The following is a 24,003-nucleotide window of genomic DNA, read 5'->3' as shown; positions in this document are numbered from 1 at the left end:
ATGGCCTTAAGACTCCCTGTTTTTATTATAGTATCTAATATTTAACTTTTCTTATTTCTTTTTATTACCTTAAGCCTTGTAAATTCCTCCCTGTCTTTTTCCTCCAGTGAATTGGAGATGTTTTTCGTCAGGGATTCATATCGAGGTATGGTAATATTCTTTAATGCATTTGCCCGTTTCTGGGTTCGCTTGATGCTGTTTGCCAGACGGTAAGCGGAGTTTTCCACGGAAGAAAGCTTTAAAGTCAGCTCTTTTACCTTCTCAAACTTAGAGCGTGCTTCATCAAGGGATTCTCTGGTGGTGTAATATGCATACGTCAGGTTTAAGGGCCTGCCTTCATGTTCCACCAAAGGAATCTCTGTTCCCATAATACTTCTGGTCTTGATGCGCACCGAATCGTCTACAGGGACTGCCATGGCAATGTCCTTTACGTAGTCGATTCCCAGTTCGATGTTGGCTTTTTGCAGCGCTTTATAGGCAGAGGTAAAGGTCTCATCAATTTCTGACTGAATGCCCTTTGCCTCATCAATTAACTCCATTAGCTCTTTGATCAGGATATTCCGCTTTTTATCCATCAGCTCATAGCCCTGTCTGGCCAGACCGAGAGAGTTTTTAGCTAGAATTAGATTTCCCTTGGTGGGAAACGAATTGGGATTCATAGAGTTCCCTCCTATTCATTGGAAGCGTCTGGGGTGGTTTCCTTATAATACTGATTCAGCACCTTAGTATCCACACGGTCTAATTCCCCTCTTGGAAGAAGTCCTAAGAGCTCCCAGCCAATGGTAAGGGTTTCTAGAATGTTCCGGTTGGTGTGGTTTCCCTGGCCAATAAAACGGTTTTCAAATTCCTTTCCAAATATGAGGAATTTTTTATCAATAGGAGATAGCTCATCTTCACCGATAACCGATGCCAGGGCTCTTGCGTCTCCCACCTTTGCATAGCAGGAGAAGAGCTGGTTTGCCACACCTTGATGATCCGCTCTGGTAAAGCCTTCTCCAATTCCATCCTTCATCAGACGGCTTAAAGAGGGCAGTACATTAATGGGTGGATATACGGACTGACCATAAAGGCTTCGGTCTAAAACAATCTGTCCCTCCGTAATGTATCCGGTTAAATCAGGGATAGGATGGGTAATATCATCATTTGGCATGGTAAGAATTGGGATCTGGGTAACAGAACCGTGTCTTCCCTTAACAATGCCTGCGCGCTCATAAATGGATGCCAGATCACTGTAGAGGTAACCTGGATATCCTTTTCTGGAAGGAATCTCTCCTTTGGAGGAAGAGACCTCACGGAGCGCTTCCGAATAAGCAGTCATATCTGTTAAGATTACCAGAATGTGCATTCCTCTTTCAAAAGCCAGATACTCTGCAAGTGTCAGAGCTACCTTTGGTGTAATCAGTCGCTCCACGACCGGGTCATTTGCTAGGTTGATGAACATGGCAACGTGGTCGGAAACGCCGCTTTCTTCAAATGTTCTGCGGAAGAAATCTGCCACATCGTATTTAACGCCCATGGCAGCAAATACCACGGCGAATTTTTCACTGGAGTCGGCGTCATCCCCTAAGGAAGCCTGTTGGACGATCTGAGCTGCCAGCTCATCGTGAGGAAGTCCGTTGCCAGAGAAGATAGGAAGCTTTTGTCCTCGTATCAAAGTTGTCAGCCCGTCAATGGCTGAAATGCCAGTACGGATATAATCTCTAGGATATTCTCTTGTTACTGGATTTAAAGGTTTCCCATTAATATCAAGACGATTGTCAGAAGCAATGTCGCCAAGTCCGTCAATGGGAACTCCGATTCCGTTAAAGGTACGTCCTAACATGTCTTCTGATACGGAAAGCTCCATGGGATGTCCGGTCAGCCTTGTGTGTACGTTTCGAAGGGCCAATCCGTCGGTGCCTTCAAAGACCTGGATAATTGCTTTATCCTCATATACTTCAATGATTCTTCCAAGTTTCTTTGTTTTCCCAGCCACGGTCATTTCCACAATTTCATCAAAAGCAGCATTCTGAACGCCTTCTAATACGACCAAGGGGCCGTTGATGGCACTTAAGCCTAAATATTCGATTGCCATAATCTGCCTCCTTTCTATGCGTTTCGTTCAATGACGGAATCATAAAAGGCATCAACCTGCTTTTTATAATCATCAAAAAGATCCAGCCTGTCATTGGGAACGTCGTATTTTAAAGAAATGATCTTATCAAAAATCGGGTCTTCCTTTAATACGGACATGGGCATTCCCATGGATATAAGAGAACGTGATTTTTTGTACAGGTATAAGATGAGATCCATCATTAAAAACTGCTTCTCCATAGGAACACAAGTATCCTCTTTATGGAAAGCGTTTTGCTGTAGGAATCCGATTCGAATTACCTTTGCAATTTCAAGAATCAGCTTCTGATCATCAGGCAGCATATCTCCGCCAATCAGTTTTACGATTTCCATTAAGCTGCTTTCCTGTGTCAGAATAAATACCATACGATTTCTATAGTCTACAAATCGTTTATCCACGAAATCCACATACCAAGGAGCCAGATCGGTTAGATATTCCGAATAACTGCTAAGCCAGTGGATGGCTGGGAAATGACGTTCGTTTGCAAGGTTTCTGTCAAGACCCCAGAAGCAGCGTACGAAACGCTTGGTGTTCTGAGTTACAGGCTCTGAGAAGTCACCACCCTGAGGTGAAACCGCTCCGATAATGGTAACAGAACCTTCGGTACCATTAAGATTCTGAATGATTCCAGCTCTTTCATAAAAGGCGGATAGACGGGACGCCAGGTAAGCCGGAAAGCCTTCCTCTGCAGGCATTTCCTCAAGTCGCCCTGATAACTCTCTTAACGCCTCTGCCCACCGTGAGGTGGAGTCGGCCATAATGGCTACGTGATAGCCCATATCCCTGTAATACTCCGCCAAGGTAAGACCGGAGTAAAGGCTTGCTTCTCTTGCCGCTACCGGCATGTTGGAGGTATTGGCAATCAGTGTGGTCCGGTCCATTAGTGGATTACCAGAACGGGGATCTACAAGCTCTGAAAATTCCTCTAAAACCTGAGTCATCTCGTTGCCTCGCTCGCCACAGCCAATATAGATGATAATATCAGCATCGGACCATTTGGCAATCTGGTGCTGGGTCATAGTTTTTCCAGTTCCGAAACCGCCAGGAATGCAAGCGGTGCCGCCTTTTGCCAGAGGGAATAAGGTATCTATGATTCTCTGTCCGGTAATCAAAGGTTTTGCCGCAGGATACCGCTTTAGAATTGGCCTTGGAATTCGGATAGGCCATTTCTGGGTCATGGTGATTTCCTTTGTAGTTCCGTCAGAAAGCTTAAGGGTTAAAAGAGGCTGACTGATGGTGTAAGAACCATCGGTTACCACACTCTCTACAAATCCCTCCATGTCAGGAGGAATCATGACCTTATGAGTGATCGCAGGTGTTTCTGGTACTTCTGCAATAATGGAGCCAGGGAAGAGGTGATCCCCTTTCTTAATTGTAATATGAGTCTCCCAAAGTTTATTCACGTCAAGGGAATCTACCTGGATTCCACGGTCAATATAGGGGCCGCCTGTCTTGGCAATTTCCTTTAATGGCCGTTCGATACCATCAAAAATGTTATTTAAAATTCCAGGTGCCAGAGTAACGGACACAGGAAGTCCGGTGGAGATTACGACTTCTCCTGGTTTTAGACCACTGGTTTCCTCATAGACCTGAACGATGGTTCGTCGGTCCGTAAGACCGATGATTTCTCCTACCAGATGATCTTTTCCCACATATACCATTTCATTCATTTGAAACCCTGTATCACCTTTTAGATAGATGACAGGGCCGTTGATCCCTGAGATTTTACCGGTACTAGTCATTGGCCTCACCTCCCACAATATCTTTTATATCAAAGCGGAAGTCACGTTTCGCTTCGGAAAGCTTAGTCTGGAACGAATTATCGATTAAAATATGTCTCGATGGGATGACCGCCCTGATTCCTCCCAGGAATGAATATTCGCTTACCAGAATCTCTGCACTTTGTGGGAAGGTAAGCTCTAATAGCTTTTCCTTGTCTTCTGGATCAATGTAAATGGTAATGAACTCTTTGTCAGCCAGTGCTAAGGCTTTTTTCACCTGATTGTTTAAAAGTGTTGTGTATTCCGGGGTTTTCATGTATTGAGTCAGTCGGTCTAAAAGTTCTTCAAACAATGTTTCTTTTAGTTCATCCTGCTTTTTTCCAAATTCCCGTCGAATGTTAATCTGTTCCAGAGATAGCTTTTTATTTGTTTCCCGTTCGATCTGCTTTTTCTCCAATATCACCTGCTGTTCGGCCCGTCGGATTGCATTTTCTTGATGCTCTGTAAAGGCCTCTTCTAAAGCGGCAGTATATTCATCAAGCATCTTCGCACTTCGGGATCTGGCATCTTCCATACAAAACTCTAGAAAATGCTGTAGTTTTTCCTCAGTTGTCAAGATGACCACCTCTTTCTTATAGTTTTAAACCGATAGCTTGGTTGACATAATCTGTGATAAAGTTTGGCTTGCGGCCGGTACCGTGGCGGTCAGGAATCTCAACGATCAGAGGCAGTTTCCGGTTTAACTTTACATCGTCGATGATGTCCGGAAACTCTCTGCCAAATTTTTCTGTCAGGAGGATAATCCCGATCTCCTTATCGGCCAGTACTTTATCCAGTTCACTCTTAAGCTCAGCTTTTTCATGTACGACAGCTCCCTCGACCCCTGCCAGCCTCATGCCGGCCCAGGTATCTAAGTTGTCGCTGATTAGATACATTTTCATGATTACAGCTTTCCAAGGATCATGAAGGAAATGATCAGACCGTAAAGACATACACCTTCGGCAAGACCTACGAAGATGAGTGATTTACCTAAGATAGTACTGTCTTCGCTGATAGCGCCAAGAGCTGCACTTGCAGCAGCAGAAACGGCGATACCACCGCCCACACAGGCAAGACCAGTGGATAAAGCAGCCGCTAAATATCCCATTCCGGCTACACCAGAAGTTGCAGTTGCAGCAGCCTCAGCAGCTTCTGCCTGGCCCTGGAACATAAGAACACTGGAAACGATGAGAGTACCAAAGAATAAAAGCACATTGACTGACAACGCTGTCTTGTAACGGCCCTTCGTCTTTTCACCCATGGCGAAAGCGAAGAGTGGAAGAGCTATGCTTAAGGTTAATGCAACTGCTAACGTAATTTTTACTAACATGGTCATTATAAATACCTCCTGATATGTTTTTTATAATTTTTTTCCGTATGGCTTGAATGCGCGTCCGGTTCCCCGGTAAAAGCGGCTGAATAATTCATAATATTCCAGACGAAGTACCTGGATACCAACGATCAGTCCTTCCATGCCGCAGACGAATATATTGCCCAAAATCACAACGAGCCAGTTTATATTTCCGGCCTCATAGCCGGAGAGCATTAGTACGACTTCCATCATTGCCGCATGGCTGATTGCAAAGGCTCCCACACGGACAAAGGAAAGAGTATTGGAAAAATAGCTTAAAAGCACTTCAAAGAGTTCAAAGAAACCTTGAACCACAAACATGCCCTTTTCTTTTGGCATGATCCTTGCTTTCCGCTCCAACAGGTTGGTAAGGGGTTCTTTAAAGAACATAATGGCAAGGGGTAGAGCAAACATGATAACCAGCAAAACAGAAGCTGGAATTGGATTTTGAGTCATATAAAGGACAATGGTTAAAACCAGTCCTGCGTAAAAAACGAATCCAGCCAGACCATTGGTATCAAAAAAGGTCCGTTCCGGGTCATGAGAACGATAGCTGTTTATGATGTTTAAGATCATGGTAAGCAAGATGATTCCCATACCGATTGACACGGAAACGATAAATACGGTATTAAGCCGCCCGATAAATGGAAGGCTGGTCATATGCTGCATTGGCCTTAGCCAGACGGCATGGATTATTTCTTCGAACCCAAACACACTTCCAAATAGGAACCCAAATATGGTTGAAAAGATTCCGCAGCAGGAGATAATAGCGGCAAGGCTTGATTTCTTAAATCGGTGAAGTAAAAAACCTCCAACCAGCAAGCAGAGTCCCTGGCCTACATCCCCAAACATGAATCCAAAGAGGAAGGAATAGGTGAGACCTATTAATATAGTAGGATCAATCTCATTATAGGCTGGAAGACCGTACATCTTGATAAAAAGTTCAAAGGGCTTAAACAGTCCTGGATTTAATAGCTTTGTAGGAGGACGGCTTAAGATATTCTCATGATTTTCCTCAACGATACAAAAGGTTTTCTCGTCATCGGAGATATCACGTTGGAAGGAATCTGCATCATGGTGACTCATCCATCCACATAAGATATAGAAGGTATTCCGGCTCTGCCTGGTACAGGCAGCCAACTTTCTTACGTTAAAGTTAGTAGAAAAGCTTTCCAACCGGTCTTTGGCTGATAAAAGGTCATCCCGTTTTAATTCCAGGAAGGTGGCAAGCTGTTTTCTGACGTCATTAAGCTCGATCTGAACCGCCTTCATGCTGTCCTCTAAAGTTTTGGTCGCCTCAAAAGGCGTACCTTTATATTCATCTGGAACTGTAATCAGTTCAAAGTGCATGGAGGCATAAATGGCATCAATTCGGTTTGAGATGGTATCTGGTACAAAATAAACCAGCCAAACGTATTCGTCATCCTCTCTGCATTTGTATAAAACCGTATCAATGGTATCATACACATAGTCCTCAAACTTGTGATAATACTCATGAGAAATGCGTCCAAAGCGGAACTTAATGTACTTAAAATGAAGGATTGCGCTTAGGTCGTAATTAAGTGCGGTAAATGGAAGAATTCGTTCCAAAGATTCTTTTAAGGTGTTCCGTTTGGATATCAAGGACTCTTCCTTGGCTTTTAGCTCTTCTGCTTCATTTCCAATGGCCTCAATCAAGTCCGAAGCTTGAGAAACGGTCATGGATTTATGACCGGACTGTTCTCCATCTGGAGAGAGAAGCTGGGAAAGTTCTAAGGCGCGTTGGCTGATATCCTTAAATGGATTGTTTTCAACAAAAGGCCTTAAGTCTTGCACCGTTTTTAATTCGGACAGGGCATTTTCCAGATGGATCTCATATTTGGATAAGTAGGTGTCAACCACCCGGTCGATATCCTCCTTGGGCCCGGTGATACTTAAGAATTTCATCTTTTCTATCACAGAAAAAGTAACCCCCTTTACTGTTTTTCCACATAGGAGATGATTTCATCCGGAGTTAAACGATACCGGATGCTCTCTATGAGGGTAATAACTTTTTGAATCTCAGCCTCTTTAAAATAGAGGTAGGAATTCAGTGTTGCAATGGAATACGGATTTTGCTGGCTGGTTGAACGGTAGATCTTATCAAGTACCTCCTTTGTAAGCTTTTCCAGGTCAGGCAAATCAAAAACTTCTATATCCGCTTTCCGGCCATAGTAGGTGGTTTTAAGCACCCCGTAGAATTCTTCTATGGTACCGGCCTCTGCCATTTTCGTAATCTGCTCCTTGGTTAGATGATAATTGGTGGGAATGAGAAGGGAATAGATATCAGTAGATTGTATCTGATAATACTTTTTGGATCGATAGATCCACTGGATATTAAGTAAGTCCAGTTTGCTGCCAAAGCAGTTGGAGAGCAGTTCCTTTTCTTCCTTCTTTAAATGTTTTCCCATAACCTTCCATATAGTTCTAAAATATAAAAGATCCAGATGGACCTCATAATCAAACAACGTAGGTTCCTTTGCATCTGACACTTCTGAGAGAACGTCATAATAAATGGAACCTTCCAGGTTCGTCCAAAATTCCGTAAGACTCCTGGAGGATGAAAGCTTTATTAAGTCTAATTTAGAGTGAAGCTTAAAAAAATCCTCAAAAACTAAAAGATCGATATCCAAATAATTGTTCCCCATAGCATTACGGAGACATTTTTTAAGGATATCGATTTCAAAGTGCATAAAATAAAGATCTAGAAATTTACGCTGGTTTAAGTTAGCGAATCGGTATAACTTGGCAAAATCCTTGTAAAGGGAAAGAATGAGCCTCTCTTCAATGGCAACCCGGTGCAAACTGCTACCTTCCAGGTCATCGAAAAGACCGTTATAGGGTTTTAGGTGGCTTAAGTAATCCACTGCTTCCGTTACGGTTGACAGCCCGGCCATCTCATGGAATTGGTTTTCCGAGATCAAATGACTTTCCATAGCCCTTACTTTGGTGGTAATGCCGCTGTAGGACAGCAGGTCCCCCATGAGATCACTCCTTTATCATAGTTTGAAATAAATCCTCAACGTACTGGCTGTGTTGCTCTTCATAACGCTTTTCCAGTGTGGTTAGGATACGTTTGGAATCACTTAACTGCTTTTCTAACTGACGGTTCATTTCAACTTCCATTTGGGTCCGCAGTGCTTCGATTTTTTTATTGGTTTTAGCTTCTAAATCAGAATCAAATGCAGCTGTGTTTTCCTCCATCTTTTTGGCAAATGCTTTTTTACGCTCATTCGCGTTATCCATAATGGAAGTTGCCGCTGATTCGATATCAGAAATCTTTTCAATAACCTTATCCATACCGTAGCCTCCTTAGTTATGTTTTGTTGAATAACGTATTGTATATATAATGATACTATAAATTGAAAAAAATACCAGACCAAAATAGAAAAATCAACCAATTTTATGAAAATTTAATCAAATACGTGATTTAAAACACACAAAAGGACTGTACAAAATTCCTAAAAAAAACGAAGATAGGGAGAAAATTTCCTCTATCTTCGTTTTGCTATGGTTTATTGTCCTGCTTTTTTCGTGGGTTCTGAAGACGCAGTTGTTTCTTTGGTGGTGGAATCGGAAGCTCCTTCTGATTTCGTTAAAAATTCAGTGGCAATATAAGCTTCTTTTCCTTCAAACATAATGACGCTCCATTTGTCATCGTAGGTTTTTACGAATTCCACCTTAGTATCGGCTGCAAGGCTTCCCAGTCTGGTACCGTCAGTAGAAGGTTTAGAGCGAACGTTTAGCTTACTCTTTGTGGTGTATGTGATTGGAGCTTCTGTTTCAGCTTCGGTTGTTTCCTCCGGTGTTTCAGATGTAGTTGGAACTTCGGTTGAAATCTGAGTAGAGGTTTCAGTTGGAGCGGGATTTTGTTTCCCTCCCTTTCCAGGAACAAGTTTTATAAAGATCAAAACAAGCACAAGGATGCCAAGGAAAATCAGTGCTGGCTTTAATAAGCCGTTTGTTTCCGGTGCGCTTTGTCTGGATCTGCGTCTACTGCGACCCTTAGAAGCGCTTCTTGGAGCCTGCCCTGAACTTGCTGCTTTGTTCCCCGATTGTGGTCTATGAGCTTGTCCCTGAGGCGCATTGCCTCTATGAGAGCCACTTCTTTGAGCGTTGCCTCTTTGAGCGTTGTCTCTTTGAGCATTGTTTCTTTGAGAACTGTCTCTTTGAGAACTACTTTTTTGAGAATTGCTTTTTTGAGAATTGCTTTTTTGAGAACTGCTCCTTTGGGAACGGTCATTGGGAGCAATGGCAACTGGTCTAAGGGGAGCCTGGCGCTGTTTGTAGGTGGCATCTTCCGGGCTTTCTCTATGAAATGTATTTGCAAAGGCATTCACTTCCCCTGCCAGAAGCTTTAGAGCCTCTCCTGCATCATAGGGGCTGTCACTGCCTTCGTGAACTGCCTTGTTACCAATCATACGTATCCTATGATAATGATCCTTGGAAGTTTGGGAGATGAGACGTCCTTCAAATAGCTGATCAATGCTGTCAGCTAAATCTCCTTCCACAATCAGGGCCTTTTCTCCTAAGTAGTTTACCATATATTCCACGGTCTGGCGGGCTTTGATCATGGACAGATTATACTGCTGTTGATTCATGAGTATCTCTGTCTCCCTTAGACCTTGCTGGATTTTGATCCAGAAGTTGTTGTCGGTCGTTCCCATATATTTCCTCCTTTGCAAAAACGGATTTATTCTATTATATAGGTATTATACCTGATTCTCAGAGATTGCGCACCTCTTATTTATTTACGATTTGTTTTCTTTTTGTGAATTTATTCCCGTATCTTGCGTCTGTCCCTAATGATATGATACAATCTACCTGCTATAATAGAAGGAACAGAAAGAATACGATGAAATTATTTGGAGGAATTATAATATGAGGTTACGTCACATACCAGGCTCGGAACAAGAAATCGAAGCCAGTCCATATGTGGTTCAGAACCCGGAGGAAAAAAAGGGCCGGTGGAACGAAGTCTTTGGAAATGAGAGGCCCATTGAAATAGAAGTAGGTATGGGGAAAGGCAGGTTTATTATGGAGCTTGCATCCCTTCATCCGGATATTAATTATGTAGGGATTGAACGGTACCCAAGCGTTCTCTTAAGAGGACTTCAAAAAAGAGCCGAAATGGAACTTAATAATATTGTTTTCATGTGTGTGGATGCCAAAAACCTTTCTGAGATATTTAATCAGGGAGAAGTGCAGAAGATCTACTTGAATTTTTCCGATCCATGGCCAAAGGACAGACATACAAAACGCAGACTTACATCAGAGGAGTTTATGGAAGTCTATGACAAAATATTAAAACCTGATGGAGTCGTTGAATTTAAAACAGACAATAAAGGATTATTTGAATATTCGTTAGAAGCCATTCCGGGAGATGTGTGGGAGATTAAAGAATCTACCTTTGACCTTCATCACAGCGAGATGGGTGAAGGAAATGTAATGACAGAATATGAAGAAAAATTCTCTTTAAAAGGAAATCCTATATTCAAACTCATTGCAGGAAGAAAATAAAATCTTTTGATACCGGTGCCTAATGTTATGACTTTGGCACCGGTTTTGCATATAATATAGAAAAAAGAAGATCATGGTGCATGATTATGGGAATGAAAGACAAGGTTACAAATAAGCTACTTCAGGCAACCAGTGATAAAACTGACTTAAATAAGAAGCTCCTTACATTTAACAAATCTTTTGTCGATGTGAACAAAACACTAGGTGGAAATTCAGGTAAAAATAAGAAAAATAAATAAATTATAAATAATAGTAAAATAATTGTAAAAAAGGTGTTGACTTTTGTTGAAGACGGTTATATAATTACACACGTGCTTGAGACAAGCGCACAACAAAAAACAAAAGATACGCGCCTTTAGCTCAGTTGGTAGAGCAGTAGACTCTTAATCTATTTGTCCGGGGTTCGAGCCCCCGAAGGCGCACTAAAAAAGTACTGGTTTTGCAGACAGAGAGCTGCGGGGTCGGTGCTTTTCCTTTGTGTAGAAATATCAGCGGGAATCTATTTGTCCTTTGGGAAGTCTTTAAGGGTAAAAATAAGTACTGTCTTTGACGGCTGTTAAGAGCGTCGGGGACAGTACTTATTTTTGCTTTATATTATCACCTTATTATAAACATAATGGTAAATTCGATACTCTTAGCATTTATTAGCCAATCGTGTTCCTAAATAGATTCCTTTGTATCGTACTTTATATGTTAGAAAAAGGTCGACTATTAGCAATAATAGCCTTTCTTGTTATAAACTCCAGTAGCTGCACGTCATTTGCAAGATATTCATTATCTTTAGTCAGTGGCAAAATCTTACGGCTACTTTCTGATGCTTTATTATGGACAATACTGCACCGAATGTCGTATATTCGCATTGCTATATCATTTAATATTCCAGCATTATCAGTTAACCTTATTTTTTTCTCAGATATTTTATCTGACTCCTTAGCTGAGTAATAAGTTTCCAAGTGACTATTTTCTTTGATGTAATTAATGACATCCTCTGCCCTTAAAATACTTCGTAAGGTTGTGTTAAGCTGCTCTCTTTCATCTCCCAAGCTTCCAGTACTATATTTCTTAATTATATTCAGTAACTTTACAACATCGGAATCCTTATTTATATTAAAACATGGATCTTTTATCAGGTTCTGAATTATTGTTTTCTCAAGTAATGTTGAATAGATTGGAAAATAGAATTCAAGTACTTGATACAATGCAAAATACATAAAAAACGGAGAATTTTTATTGCTCTGGGCAAACCAATACAAGGACATTGGTATTTCGTCGTACTCGTATTCCAGCTTTAAATCTTTACGTTCTGCGGGTATACCAGTTCGCTCTCGTACTATTCTGTTTCTCTCACGTCTTGGTTTTTTCCTTGGTCTCAAAACAATGTCAATATTATATAGAAGACTCAACTGGAAAAATAATGTGTATGAAACTTTCTCTAGCAGAGATTTGGCTTCGTCTTGGGTTTTAATTGGTGTATTTATATTTTCTATTAGTAAGGTTATTTCAAATCGCGTTTTATTTTCATTAATATCTATCCGTCGTCCTTCTTTATACGCACTTAATAATGCAAATTCTTTGCTAGAGTATCCCAGAGATACCTTCCTTTTTTCATCTGAATATAGCATCACACTTTGAGGTTCGGGATCATCAAAGTCGCCATCGCTATTCTGAGGTTGGTCAATACTAAACGCCTTGTAAAGCCGTGAAAAAAGATAACGACTTGGTAATATAATACCCGGAGAAATAATTCCACATTCAATACAGTTGGACTCAGCTGACCAAATTGATTCATAATTAATTATTCCTCTGTAGTTAAACAAACTACTGTTTAAAAGGCTATCAATATTGGGATCATTTTCTCTAATGCGAATTTCCTCGTATTCCCTTGCAACTGGAAATTGGAAATATAGATATGTTAGTGTTTCGTCTTCAAATGAAACTTCTTCAAATTGATTGTTAATATTATTCTCATCAAGTAGCTGTTTTAGCGCTTTCATCTTTTCCATACTGTTTCCCCATCAATTAGATTTTTATTATAATAGTTACATTTTAGAAGGCATACTAAATGCCAATTATTGCTATTATATAAAGCTCATAATGTAACGTTTAATATTTTGTTCTAATTATATTATAAATGGAAAATTTTACAAGTAAAAAAGTGTATCTCAATCAAGTTCCTGGCCAGAGAAGCTCCGGCCGTTCGGGAAGATTGATTGAGATACTTTTATTTTATCTGACGGAAGAAAATATCATCCAGCTTATACACATCTGCATCCATCATACGGTACTGGTTTGCCATTTTTACATAATCCCTAGTAGTAGTGTAATCACTATGACCCAGCATATCACGAAGAAATTCCAGGTTACCGCCGCCGACCAGATAGGAGACTGCAAACGTATGTCTTAATAAATGCGGATGCAGCCTTTCTACACCTGTCCATTTTCTTATTCTGAAAAAGAGCTGTTTCAATACATTATAGTTAATAGCATCCGATCCGTTTGTTTTAAGAATCAATGCATTCATAGGTCTAGCATCACGATAATCAAGATAACTGCGTATATATATTCGTAGATTCCAGGCTAGGGGTACAATACGGGACTTGTGATTCTTTGAATCCTCTATTAATATGTAATCTTTGTCAAAGCAAATATCCTTTACCTTTAAACCAATGACTTCCTCACTTCTTAAACCACCATCAAGCATAAGATGAATAATGCATAAATTTCTAAGTCCCATTTCAGTTGAGTTTAAGAATACCTGATCAAGAGCCTGAACCTCATGAATGTACAAAGGGAGTTGTATCCTAGTATCGTTGGTTGGGAGCCGGGGCCTTTTAAATTTAATTTCACAGTCCAAGTCATCACGAATATAGTTGACGAACACTTTAACAGCCCTGGCATAGATTCTTATGGTAGAATTTTTTAAATTTCCTTTCTTTGCTTCTCCGATCTTAAATGGGTGATTCTCAAATTTTGGCTTAAATCTAAGATACTTGATATAATCTTAAAATGGTGTCACCGTAAACATAAAGACCCCAAGAGTAAGAGCGAAAAGCCTTTTTAAAGGTTTCATGATAAACTCCTTTCTAGTATCTCAAATTTACCTACAGGAGATTCGGAGCTGTGCCGATCTGTAATTTCACTCAGATACAATAAAAAATTGTACAAAAAAGGAAGGATAATGTTATTGTTGTCCACCCTATACCGTGCAACGGAAAGGGGGTGTAACATGCATTATATATTAAGTTTTTTAGTTTCGATTATGGCGGCTGTAGTTAGCTACTACATACGTAAATGGTTAGATCGAAACAAGAAGGACAACTAACCTAAAAGAAACCCTAGGAATTCGCACTTCCTAGGGTTTCGCTTTGTGTAACACGCAATATTAAGTTTTTTAGCTATCTTTATATTACACCATATATTGTGTATATGTCAACTGCTGGATAACTGGTTTTGCAGACAGAGAGCTGCGAGGTCGGTGCTTTTCCTTTGTGCAAAAATATAATTCACAAGGAAACACGGGCTAAATGATTTCAAAGTAATTTCCAGATTGGCGTTTGCACTTTTTTTTAAGGTAGGCGATCTCTTTGGAAAATGAATCAATCGTTTCATAATGTATGTTCTTATTTGAAATACCTGCGATGGAGAGGCTGGCAATGGGGAAGTTTTCTGTAACTCCATGCCGGTTTTTTGATGTTATATACCCTTTTGTGATATCTTCCTCATGATATAACAATGTGACTTTGCTTGAAAACTGATCTATGACATTTTGGCAGTAATCTTTTGCATCATGAGTATCGAAAATTACAATAAAGTCATCTCCTCCAATGTGCCCGATAAATTCCTGGTTAATGGCGCAGTTTTTTAAGGTATCGGCAACCAGCGCCAACATCATGTCTCCATTCTTAAATCCATAAACATCGTTGTATGCCTTAAAGTTATCAATGTCATAGTATGTAATGCAGTAAGGTTCTTCTTCAAAGACCCGGCTTAATATCTCCTGTTCTATGATTAAATTCCCAGGTAACCTGGTTAAAGGATTGGAATGCATGGCAGTATCCACCTCTGCTTTGGTGCATGCCTCAAGTAGATCTTTAATAGTCACGATTCCCCAATAGTTTCCTTCTTTCTCAACCACAATAGGACTGTATAACTGCTCAAAGGTCCTTCGCATGGCAAGGCTTGATACATGATCAGCAGGCATATAGTAATCCACTCTTAAGAAATCCGCCATGGCCAACTGGCTGATGCGTTTTTTTGAATTAAGACTGAATCCATATCTGCCACCAAATGCTTCGCTTAATGCATTTTTTGTCATAAAGCCAATTGCTGTTTCATTTTCTACGATTGTAAACTCTGTAATGGAGGGGCTAAAGTGTATCGTTTCATATATAACTTCTGCCCGTTCATTTGGAGAAAAGGTGTATCCTGGTTTTGATAGGAGTCCAATCACCGGATAGATAGAATTTTGGTTAAATAAGTTATGATTTCTTCCATGATGTTTTTTAATCAGTTCTATTTTATCTTGAGGTAACTCCTTAAATGTTTTCTCAGGAAAGCCTAGGAAAAAGCCTTGTCCTAAATCGACTCTTAATCGAATCAGTGTTTTCAATTCTTCTTCTGTTTCAATTCCTTCTGCAATTAATAAGGTTCCCGCTCTTTTAGAGAAATCCACCATTGCCTGGCATAATAGCTGCTTTGTTTCACTTTTATCAATATCTCGAACCAACTCTGTGGAAAGCTTAATGAGATTTGGCTTAACCGAAGCGATGATATTAAGTCCGGAATAACAAGAGCCAACATCATCAATAGCAATCCCGTATTTTTGATTTTTATAATGGTTGATGGAACCTAGAAAAGCTTCACCATCAGTAACAGCAACACGTTCTGTTATCTCAAAGATGATATTGTCTGAGTCAATGCCGTCTTCCTTAAGTTTTTGTTTTGTGAAGCCTTCTTGAAATTTTTTATCATAGATGATATTGGCGTTTACATTAAGAAACAATTTCTTGTCCATTCCCAAACATTCCAAATGTTCCAGGGCTTTTGTCCGGCATAATGTTTCAAGCGCCCAGGATTTATTACACTCGTCTGCAATCTGGAACATCTCCTCAATATTCATAGATAAAGAAGGATTTGAGATCCTGCTTAACGCTTCATAGCCGTAAGTTCTGCCATCTTTTAAGGAAGCGATAGGTTGAAAGACTGGAGTAATAAAATGACCTTCTATAATTTGATCTAACAAACGGTATTTATCTTTCATAAGAACGCTCCTTGTGGCAAGTCAGTCAGTAAGATTATGTTATCGAATAAAACGGGAAATAACAAGCATAATAGCGTAAAGAATATGTAATTCTCCTGTGTCTATTTGTGTTCGTTTTAAATCTAGGGAGCATTCATAATTTACGGGAAAGATAAAACGTGAAAGTTGGTTTATAAAATACGTATTATTATGATGTGCTCCCATAGTTTTTTGCTCTAATGCAAATATTTATAAACCGTAAGGCCAGTTTAAGATTACATTAATTTTCCAGTATTATTAAAATGTTACATTTAATATGAAGAAAAACTGAAAAAACTGACTTATTTTCACAGGGAGCATTTGTGGGATTTGTTATTGAAATGGACAATATCCCCAGGAAACGTATCTTATTTTTCTAGCATTTACGGCTGCATTATAGGTTCGTTCGTGCTTAATGACGGTTAAAATTTGAGATGATAAAAAAAAATGGTCATTATTCATAAAAATTAAAAGAAAAAATCGTCATAAATCCTAGAAAATTGAATCGTAAAAATGCAACTTTACTTTTTTATTACATTTAACTTAAAAATAGTGATAATAAAACACGATTTTTAATCGACTAAGTTGTTTTAAATGTGCAAACAATAACCTGCATTAACAAGGTGTTATGAATTAGCTAAAAAGTTGACAATTTTTGCGGTTGAAAGTATGATACACCATATACCTCACGCAGATTGTATGTTCAAAAATACAATTTCTCGATGAGATAGATAATAATAAAAAAGAGAAAAGCTGTCTCTAAGAAAGGAAGTGAGCATTACGGAGGATTTAGCAGAGAAGTTATTGGAAGAACTGACCTGCGAAACGGTATTTACCATCCCGATATTCGGAGGAATTCCCATTGCGGAATCTGTTGTGATAACGTGGTTTATCATGGCGGCACTGACGTTACTTTCCATCTGCCTTGTCAGGAACTTAAAAGTCGAGAATCCTGGAAAGAAGCAGCAGGTGCTGGAGATGGCTGTTGGTGGGCTTTATAGTTTTTTTGATGATCTGATTGGGGAAGAAGGAAGACGTTACGTTCCTTACCTGATTTCTGTGGCAATTTACATCGGTGTAGCGAATCTCATTGGTCTGTTGGGACTTAAACCACCTACTAAGGATTTAAATACCACCGCAGCGCTTGCTATTATAAGCATTTTGCTGATTGAATATGCAGGCTTTCACAGAAAAGGTCTTAAAGGCTTTATTAAAAGCTTTGCAGAGCCGGTTGCGATTATCGCACCGATTAATATCCTGGAACTGTTTATCAAACCGCTTTCATTATGTATGCGATTGTTTGGTAATGTTTTAGGAGCGTTCGTTGTCATGGAGCTTATTAAGCTACTCGTACCAGCGTTCTTACCAATTCCGTTTTCCATGTATTTTGACATTTTTGACGGATTGATTCAGGCGTATGTATTTGTATTTCTGACTGCACTTTTTATTAAAGAGGCAGTGGAGTAAAACTAGTTTAAATTAAAAGGAGAGATTATTATGTTTACAGCTATTGGAGCAGGAATCGCAGTATTAACAGGTTTAGGTGCAGGTGTAGGTATCGGTTTAGCAACCGCTAAGTCCGTAGATGCTATTGCTAGACAGCCAGAAGCAGACGGCAAGATCAGCAAGGCACTCTTATTAGGTTGTGCTCTTGCAGAGGCAACTGCTATTTATGGTTTCGTTATTGCCCTTCTTATCATCTTATTCCTTAAATAATGCCTATTACCAGGGATCGTTTGGAAAATATTAAAAAGAAAGGCAGGCGGTAGAGATGCTTAGACTAGATATGAACCTAGTGTTTAACATGTTGAATCTTATTGTCCTGTATCTTTTGCTTAGACATTTCCTGATTCAGCCGGTTATGGGAATTATGAATAAGCGGCAGGCAATGATTGAGAACAGCATTTCAAATGCCAGGAATTCTGAGGGGCAGGCAGCAGAGATTAAAAAGCAGTACGAAGAGAAACTGGCTGCATCCTCACAAGAAGGATCAAAGATTATTGAAGAAGCAAAAAATCAGGCTAAGGTTCAGTATGACCGTATCTTATCAGATGCGGGAGAAGAAGCTGGCCGAGTGATCACAGAAGCACAGAGAAAAGTGGAAGCGGATCAGGAAAAAGCGCTTAACGAAGCTAAGGCTCAGATAGCTGGCTTAGTAATCGCAGCAGCAGCAAAAGTAGTCAATCAGGAAGTGAGTGCCCTGTCAAACAAGGCGCTTTATGATTCATTTATAGCAGAAGCAGGTGATTCTCATGACGCAGGCAGCAATTAATTACGGAAGAGTGCTTTTTGAACTTTCCATCTCCCAGACGGCCATCGAGGAGACCGCTCTGGCGCTAAAGACAGTGCCAGAGCTTAATCGCGCCTTAAGCAGCCCTATTATTTCTATTGGCAGCAAGCATAAGGTCATTGAGCGAGTGTTTCCTCAGGAAATGATAACCTTTTTAAAGGTGTTAGTGGACCGTAGGGATATGGACCTTGTTGATGATATCTTCAAGGCATATCGTACACGGATAGCGGAAAAAGAAGGTATATTAGAAGCCTCCTTATACTACGTGACTGATCCGGAAGAAGAGCAGCTTCAGGAAATAAAAGCGATGCTTTGTAAAAAGTACGAGAAGAAGGATATAAGACTTCGCATGATCAAAGACCCCGGTTTAATCGGTGGCTTCATTATCCGTGTAGGAGATGTAGAGACTGATTGGAGCTTAAAGGGACGTCTTAGACAATTAGAACAAAAAATAATACGGAGGTGAAAAACGTGGCTTCCATCAATTCAGATGAAATTATTTCAATATTGAGAAGTGAAATAGCAGATTATGACGCCCATTCCAGGGACCAAGAAGTGGGAACTGTTATAAGCGTTGGAGACGGCATTGCGACGGTCTATGGTATTGATCATGCAATGTACGGAGAGATTGTTGTATTTGAAAGCGGAATCAAGGGTATGGTTCAGGATATCAGAAGAGAAGATATCGGATGCATCCTGTTTGGTTCTGACCGTGAAGTAAAAGAAGGTTCCAAAGTAACAAGAACAAAAAAACGTGCAGGCATTCCGGTAGGTGAAAAGTTTGTAGGAAGAGTTGTAAACTCTCTTGGAGCTCCTATCGATGGAAAAGGCGAGATCATTTCTGATGATTACCGCCCAATTGAAAATGAAGCACCTGGTATCGTTGACCGTAAGAGTGTATCTGTTCCTATGGAAACAGGTATTCTTGCCATTGACTCCATGTTCCCAATCGGACGTGGACAGCGTGAGCTGATCATCGGTGACCGCCAGACTGGTAAGACATCTCTTGCAATCGATGCCATTTTAAATCAGAAGGGCAAAGATGTGATCTGTGTTTACGTTGCAATCGGTCAGAAAGCTTCTACCGTTGCAAAGCTTGTAAATACATTAACCCATTATGGCGCTATGGAATATACCATTGTGGTAGCTTCCTCCGCCAGCGAGCCAGCACCTCTTCAATATATCGCACCTTATTCTGGTACTTCTCTTGCAGAGTATTTCATGCATAAGGGAAAAGATGTATTGATCGTATATGATGATTTATCAAAACATGCGGTGGCTTACCGTTCCTTGTCACTGCTTTTAGAGCGTTCTCCTGGACGTGAGGCATATCCTGGTGACGTTTTCTATCTTCATTCTAGACTACTGGAGCGTTCTAGCCGGTTAAAGGATGAACTTGGAGGAGGTTCAATTACCGCTCTTCCAATTATTGAAACACAGGCAGGAGATGTATCCGCCTACATTCCAACCAATGTTATCTCTATTACTGACGGACAGATATTCTTAGAGAGTGATCTTTTCTTCTCTGGTATGAGACCGGCTGTTAACGTTGGACTTTCTGTATCTCGAGTTGGTGGTGCGGCTCAGACCAAAGCCATGAAAAAATCAGCAGGAAGTATTCGTATTGATCTGGCTCAGTGCCGTGAGATGGAAGTATTTACCCAGTTCAGCTCTGATCTTGATGCATCAACCAAGGAGCAGATCCAGTACGGCAGAGGACTTACTGAGCTGTTAAAGCAGCCATTATGCCATCCGTTAAGCCTGCATGATCAGGTTATCAGTCTGCTTGTTGCAAACAATCGTCTGCTTTTGGATGTAGAGGTATCAAAGATTAAGGCGTTCCAGAGAGATATGCTTGAATTTTTTGATAGCGTTCACCCAGAGATCGGCAAGGAGATTGAAGAGACAAAAGCCATTTCTGATGAGCTTAAGCAGAAGATTCTTGACACAGTGGCTGAATTCAAACAGAAACGGGTGTAAGATATGGCAAATGCGAGAGAGATACAAAGCAGGATGAACAGCATTAAAAGTACCATGAAGATTACCAATGCGATGTATACCATTTCCTCGTCAAAGCTTAAAAGGGCAAGGAAAGCCTTGACCGATACGGAGCCTTATTTTTATGCACTGCAAAGCACCATCGCAAGAATTATCAGACATACACCGGATATTAATGATTCGTATCTGGATACCCGGCCGGAGATCAAGAAAAAAGACCGTAAGATCGGATATCTCGTGGTTACGGCTGATAAGGGACTTGCGGGTGCTTATAATCATAATGTATTTAAACTGGCCCAGGAGCAGATTGACAAGGGCGGTAATCCAATGCTGTTTGTAGTAGGTGAATTAGGGCATCAGTATTTTAATAAAAAGGGCATACCGGTGGAGCAAGATTTCCGGTATACCGTACAAAAGCCTAATATGAGCCGTGCCAGAATCATACAAGAAAAGATCGTGGAATATTTCCTGTCTGGACAACTTGATGAGGTGTATATGATCTACACCAGAATGGCAAATGTAATGAAGATGGAAGCAGAGGTTCAGCAGCTTCTTCCTATTCCTAAAAAGCACATTACCAGGAACATACCTCTTAACGTACATTTGGAGGAGGTCACCATGTATCCGTCCCCTCAGGCAGTCATTGATGCCATTGTGCCCAATTATATCGCTGGATTTATCTACGGCGGTTTGGTGGAATCTTATTCCAGTGAACAAAATTCCAGAATGATGGCAATGCAGGCTGCGACTAACAGCGCTCAGGATATGTTGACTGAGCTGGCAATCACATATAACCGTGTTCGCCAGGCTGCGATCACTCAGGAGATCACTGAGGTAATCAGCGGGGCTAAAGCCCAGAAAAAGAAGAAGAAAGCGTAGCTTCATCGTGTTTTCAATAAATTGAGAGAGGAGGAGTCCTCACAACTGTGAGTAACACAATATGAATAAAGGTAAGATCGTTCAGGTTCTTGGACCTGTAGTAGACGTTGAATTTTTAGAAGGCAGTGAGCTTCCTGCCATTAAGGATGCCCTTGAGGTAACCAATGAAGGCAAGCGCTGCGTAATGGAGGTTGCTCAGCATATGGGTAACGGTACAGTCCGCTGCATCATGCTGGCATCCAGCGAGGGACTGAGCAGAGATATGGAAGTAACTGCAACTGGAGATGGGATCAAGGTTCCAGTTGGAGAGCAAACTCTTGGACGTTTATTTAACGTACTTGGAGAAACCATTGATAATGGAGAGGAACTCTCCGGTGGCCCAGAATGGGTCATTCATAGAGATCCCCCAGCATTTGAAGAACAGAGCCCGGTAGCTGAAATTCTGGAAACAGGAATTAAGGTAATCGATCTTTTGGCTCCTTATGCAAAGGGTGGAAAAGTTGGTCTGTTTGGTGGTGCTGGTGTTGGTAAGACCGTTCTGATTCAGGAGTTGATTCACAACATCGCGACTGAGCACGGCGGATATTCCATCTTTACCGGTGTTGGAGAGCGTTCCCGTGAGGGAAATGACCTTTGGACTGAAATGGCTGAGTCTGGCGTTATTGCAAAGACTGCTTTGGTATTTGGTCAGATGAACGAGCCACCAGGAGCAAGAATGAGAGTTGCGGAATCTGGTCTTACCATGGCGGAGTATTTCCGTGATGAAGAACACAAGGATGTATTGTTGTTTATCGATAACATCTTCCGTTTTACTCAGGCAGGTTCTGAGGTATCCGCTCTTTTAGGACGTATGCCATCAGCCGTTGGATATCAGCCAACACTTGCTACGGAGATGGGTGAGCTTCAGGAGCGTATCACTTCTACAAGAAATGGTTCTGTTACATCCGTTCAGGCTGTTTATGTGCCTGCCGATGACTTAACGGATCCAGCACCAGCAACTACCTTCGCACATCTGGATGCAACCACAGTTTTATCTAGAAAGATTGTAGAACAGGGTATTTATCCGGCAGTTGATCCTTTGGAATCCAACTCCCGTATCTTAGAGCCTGATGTGGTAGGAGAAGAACATTATGAAGTTGCACGTAAGGTACAGGAGCTTCTTCAGAAGTATAAAGAGCTTCAGGATATCATCGCAATTCTAGGTATGGAAGAGTTAGGTGATGATGATAAGACTACTGTATACCGTGCAAGAAAAATCCAGAAGTTTTTATCCCAGCCATTTTCTGTTGCGGAAAACTTTACTGGTGTATCAGGTAAGTATGTACCACTGAAGGAGACCGTCCGTGGATTTAAGTCTATTGTAGATGGAGAGATGGATCAGTATCCTGAGGCTGCATTCTTTAATGTTGGAACCATTGACGAAGTCATTGAAAAGGCCGGAAAATTAGAGGCTTAACTTGGAGGTGCTGTCTGTGGGTAAGAATACATTTTTCCTTCAGGTTCTTGCAAGTGATAAGGTGTTTTATAGAGGCTTATGCCAGGAACTTGTGATTCCTTTGGCGGATGGCGAAAAAGCGGTTCTCCCTCATCATGAAAATATGGTTATTGCCATATCAATTGGTGAGATGAAATTGCTTGACGGAAATGGTCAGTGGATCAACGGTGTGGTTGGAAATGGGTTTGCCCAGATCATCAATAACCGTGTAACGATTCTCGTAGACACAGCCGAGCTTCCCCAGGATATTGATGAGCGCCGTGCCGAAGAGGCAAGGGAACGAGCGGAAGAACAGCTTAGACAAGGTAAGAGCCTTCAGGAGCATTCCCATTTTGAGGCGTCTTTAGCCAGATCATTGGCAAGACTGCGTACAAAACAAAAAGTGGGATCTGACAGGAAATAAATGATTATAAAAAAAAGAGGCGTCTTAAACCGGCTTAGAAAAGTCGGCTTAAGACGCCTTTTTAAAAGAATTATTTAGCCAAGGGCTACGTCTAAGATCATCATGATCAAAAATCCTACCATAACGCTCAAAGTACCTATGTTTGAGTGTTCTCCTAAATGGGCTTCGGGAATTAATTCCTCAACCACCACATACATCATAGCTCCGGCAGCAAAGGATAAAAGCCAAGGCATGAGAGGGGTTATGCTTCCTGCAATTAGAACCGTTAAGATACCAAAGATTGGCTCTACGATACCAGATAAGCTGCCTTTTATAAATGCCTTTGTAGGGGAAAGACCTTCTTGGCGAAGGGGTAGGGATATGGCGGCACCCTCGGGAAAGTTCTGAATACCGATACCAATAGCAAGAGCCAGTGCCGATGTATAAAGTGCCGGATTATCGCCTTGCTGGGCAGCCAGTGCAAAGGCCAGGCCCACGGCCATTCCCTCGGGAATATTATGAAGCGTAACAGCCATTACTAAAAGGGTAGTACGTTTCCAGGTAGAGGAGATTCCTTCTGCTTCATTGGCACCAGGATTGCTCATATCGGGGTGAAGATGAGGAAGCAGGGAATCCAGGACGATAAGAAAAAGAACGCCCAATACAAAGCCACCTGCAGCCGGTATCCAACCGATACCTCCAGCTTTTTCTGCTTCTTCAATTGCAGGAATTAAAAGCGACCAAACGGAAGCAGCAATCATTACGCCAGCAGCAAATCCAAGAAATGTTCGCTGTACGGACTGATTTACGTCCTTTCGAAAGAAAAACACCACAGATGCTCCCAGAGTTGTCATTAAAAATGTAAAGCCAGTACCTCCGGCAGCCCACAAAATCGGGGTCATAAAAATCCCTCCTTTTT

24 protein-coding genes and 1 tRNA gene are annotated in these 24,003 nt (G+C 41.0%); 11 read left to right on the top strand and 14 right to left on the bottom strand.

The window, feature by feature from the left end:
* Positions 1–41: 41 nt before the first annotated feature.
* The 10 genes from BET01_RS02990 to BET01_RS02945 all read right to left on the bottom strand — a co-directional run bounded on the left by BET01_RS02990 (position 42) and on the right by BET01_RS02945 (position 9,909).
* Positions 42–659, bottom strand: coding sequence for a V-type ATP synthase subunit D (locus BET01_RS02990; RefSeq protein ID WP_120195254.1), 618 nt, complete (start codon positions 657–659; stop codon positions 42–44).
* An 11-nt stretch (positions 660–670) separates the two neighbouring features.
* On the bottom strand, positions 671–2,074 hold the full coding sequence (locus BET01_RS02985; RefSeq protein ID WP_120195253.1) for a V-type ATP synthase subunit B: 1,404 nt from the start codon (positions 2,072–2,074) through the stop codon (positions 671–673).
* A 14-nt stretch (positions 2,075–2,088) separates the two neighbouring features.
* A complete protein-coding gene (locus BET01_RS02980) occupies positions 2,089–3,855 on the bottom strand; it encodes a V-type ATP synthase subunit A (protein ID WP_120195252.1) in 1,767 nt (588 codons plus the stop codon).
* Positions 3,848–4,450: a V-type ATP synthase subunit E gene (locus BET01_RS02975; RefSeq protein ID WP_120195251.1), complete on the bottom strand. Its 603-nt coding sequence runs from the start codon at positions 4,448–4,450 to the stop codon at positions 3,848–3,850. The genes BET01_RS02980 and BET01_RS02975 overlap by 8 nt, the downstream gene beginning before the upstream one ends.
* A gap of 16 nt (positions 4,451–4,466) precedes the next feature.
* A complete protein-coding gene (locus BET01_RS02970; RefSeq protein ID WP_120195250.1) occupies positions 4,467–4,775 on the bottom strand; it encodes a V-type ATP synthase subunit F in 309 nt (102 codons plus the stop codon).
* Positions 4,776–4,777: 2 nt separating this feature from the next.
* Positions 4,778–5,209, bottom strand: coding sequence for an ATP synthase subunit C (locus BET01_RS02965; protein WP_120195249.1), 432 nt, complete (start codon positions 5,207–5,209; stop codon positions 4,778–4,780).
* Positions 5,210–5,233: 24 nt separating this feature from the next.
* Positions 5,234–7,162, bottom strand: coding sequence for a V-type ATP synthase subunit I (locus tag BET01_RS02960; RefSeq protein WP_120195248.1), 1,929 nt, complete (start codon positions 7,160–7,162; stop codon positions 5,234–5,236).
* Between the two features lie 17 nt (positions 7,163–7,179).
* A complete protein-coding gene (locus BET01_RS02955) occupies positions 7,180–8,226 on the bottom strand; it encodes a V0D/AC39 family V-type ATPase subunit (RefSeq protein ID WP_120195247.1) in 1,047 nt (348 codons plus the stop codon).
* Positions 8,227–8,230: 4 nt separating this feature from the next.
* Complete coding sequence (locus tag BET01_RS02950; protein ID WP_120195246.1) at positions 8,231–8,542, bottom strand: ATPase; 312 nt, start codon at positions 8,540–8,542, stop codon at positions 8,231–8,233.
* A gap of 215 nt (positions 8,543–8,757) precedes the next feature.
* Positions 8,758–9,909: an SH3 domain-containing protein gene (locus tag BET01_RS02945; RefSeq protein WP_120195245.1), complete on the bottom strand. Its 1,152-nt coding sequence runs from the start codon at positions 9,907–9,909 to the stop codon at positions 8,758–8,760.
* Positions 9,910–10,123: 214 nt separating this feature from the next.
* Here BET01_RS02945 and trmB point away from each other — a divergent pair, with 214 nt between their 5' ends.
* The 3 genes from trmB to BET01_RS02935 all read left to right on the top strand — a co-directional run bounded on the left by trmB (position 10,124) and on the right by BET01_RS02935 (position 11,184).
* Positions 10,124–10,762, top strand: coding sequence for a tRNA (guanosine(46)-N7)-methyltransferase TrmB (trmB, locus tag BET01_RS02940; RefSeq protein WP_120195244.1), 639 nt, complete (start codon positions 10,124–10,126; stop codon positions 10,760–10,762).
* An 86-nt stretch (positions 10,763–10,848) separates the two neighbouring features.
* Positions 10,849–11,001, top strand: a complete 153-nt coding sequence (locus BET01_RS21695) for a hypothetical protein (RefSeq protein ID WP_166428714.1) — start codon at positions 10,849–10,851, stop codon at positions 10,999–11,001.
* Positions 11,002–11,111: 110 nt separating this feature from the next.
* Positions 11,112–11,184 (top strand) — tRNA-Lys (locus tag BET01_RS02935).
* Between the two features lie 264 nt (positions 11,185–11,448).
* Here the strand turns inward: BET01_RS02935 and BET01_RS02930 are convergent.
* The 3 genes from BET01_RS02930 to BET01_RS02920 form a co-directional block, all read right to left on the bottom strand.
* The gene (locus BET01_RS02930; RefSeq protein ID WP_120195243.1) at positions 11,449–12,765 is read right to left on the bottom strand and encodes a hypothetical protein; all 1,317 of its coding nucleotides are present in this window, start codon (positions 12,763–12,765) and stop codon (positions 11,449–11,451) included.
* Positions 12,766–12,983: 218 nt separating this feature from the next.
* A complete protein-coding gene (locus BET01_RS02925) occupies positions 12,984–13,550 on the bottom strand; it encodes a tyrosine-type recombinase/integrase (protein WP_120195242.1) in 567 nt (188 codons plus the stop codon).
* 732 nt (positions 13,551–14,282) lie between these two features.
* Positions 14,283–16,022 carry a GGDEF domain-containing protein gene (locus BET01_RS02920; protein WP_120195241.1) on the bottom strand — a complete coding sequence of 580 codons (1,740 nt, stop codon included), beginning with the start codon at positions 16,020–16,022 and terminating at the stop codon, positions 14,283–14,285.
* 789 nt (positions 16,023–16,811) lie between these two features.
* Between BET01_RS02920 and BET01_RS02915 the strand changes: the two genes are divergently transcribed.
* The 8 genes from BET01_RS02915 (at position 16,812) to atpC (ending at position 23,105) form a co-directional block, all read left to right on the top strand.
* Complete coding sequence (locus BET01_RS02915; RefSeq protein ID WP_120195240.1) at positions 16,812–17,507, top strand: F0F1 ATP synthase subunit A; 696 nt, start codon at positions 16,812–16,814, stop codon at positions 17,505–17,507.
* Positions 17,508–17,537: 30 nt separating this feature from the next.
* Complete coding sequence (atpE, locus tag BET01_RS02910) at positions 17,538–17,756, top strand: ATP synthase F0 subunit C (RefSeq protein ID WP_120195239.1); 219 nt, start codon at positions 17,538–17,540, stop codon at positions 17,754–17,756.
* Positions 17,757–17,811: 55 nt separating this feature from the next.
* The gene (gene atpF / locus BET01_RS02905; protein ID WP_120195238.1) at positions 17,812–18,312 is read left to right on the top strand and encodes a F0F1 ATP synthase subunit B; all 501 of its coding nucleotides are present in this window, start codon (positions 17,812–17,814) and stop codon (positions 18,310–18,312) included.
* Positions 18,293–18,796, top strand: coding sequence for an ATP synthase F1 subunit delta (gene atpH / locus BET01_RS02900; RefSeq protein WP_120195237.1), 504 nt, complete (start codon positions 18,293–18,295; stop codon positions 18,794–18,796). The genes atpF and atpH overlap by 20 nt, the downstream gene beginning before the upstream one ends.
* A 5-nt stretch (positions 18,797–18,801) precedes the next feature.
* A complete protein-coding gene (atpA, locus tag BET01_RS02895; RefSeq protein ID WP_207667551.1) occupies positions 18,802–20,310 on the top strand; it encodes a F0F1 ATP synthase subunit alpha in 1,509 nt (502 codons plus the stop codon).
* Positions 20,311–20,313: 3 nt separating this feature from the next.
* A complete protein-coding gene (gene atpG / locus BET01_RS02890; protein WP_120195235.1) occupies positions 20,314–21,207 on the top strand; it encodes an ATP synthase F1 subunit gamma in 894 nt (297 codons plus the stop codon).
* 61 nt (positions 21,208–21,268) lie between these two features.
* Positions 21,269–22,663 (top strand): F0F1 ATP synthase subunit beta, encoded by a 1,395-nt coding sequence (gene atpD / locus BET01_RS02885; RefSeq protein WP_120195234.1) that lies wholly within the window; start codon positions 21,269–21,271, stop codon positions 22,661–22,663.
* A 16-nt stretch (positions 22,664–22,679) separates the two neighbouring features.
* Positions 22,680–23,105: an ATP synthase F1 subunit epsilon gene (gene atpC / locus BET01_RS02880; protein ID WP_120195233.1), complete on the top strand. Its 426-nt coding sequence runs from the start codon at positions 22,680–22,682 to the stop codon at positions 23,103–23,105.
* Between the two features lie 74 nt (positions 23,106–23,179).
* On the opposite strand, the gene BET01_RS02875 is transcribed toward atpC, so the two are convergent.
* Positions 23,180–23,986: a ZIP family metal transporter gene (locus BET01_RS02875; protein WP_120195232.1), complete on the bottom strand. Its 807-nt coding sequence runs from the start codon at positions 23,984–23,986 to the stop codon at positions 23,180–23,182.
* Positions 23,987–24,003 lie beyond the last annotated feature (17 nt).

The organism is Lacrimispora algidixylanolytica (assembly GCF_003609635.1).
In the GTDB taxonomy this organism is placed as follows: domain Bacteria; phylum Bacillota; class Clostridia; order Lachnospirales; family Lachnospiraceae; genus Lacrimispora; species Lacrimispora algidixylanolytica.
Note: the sequence above shows the minus strand (reverse complement) of the source record. Positions and strands in the feature narration are given on the sequence as shown.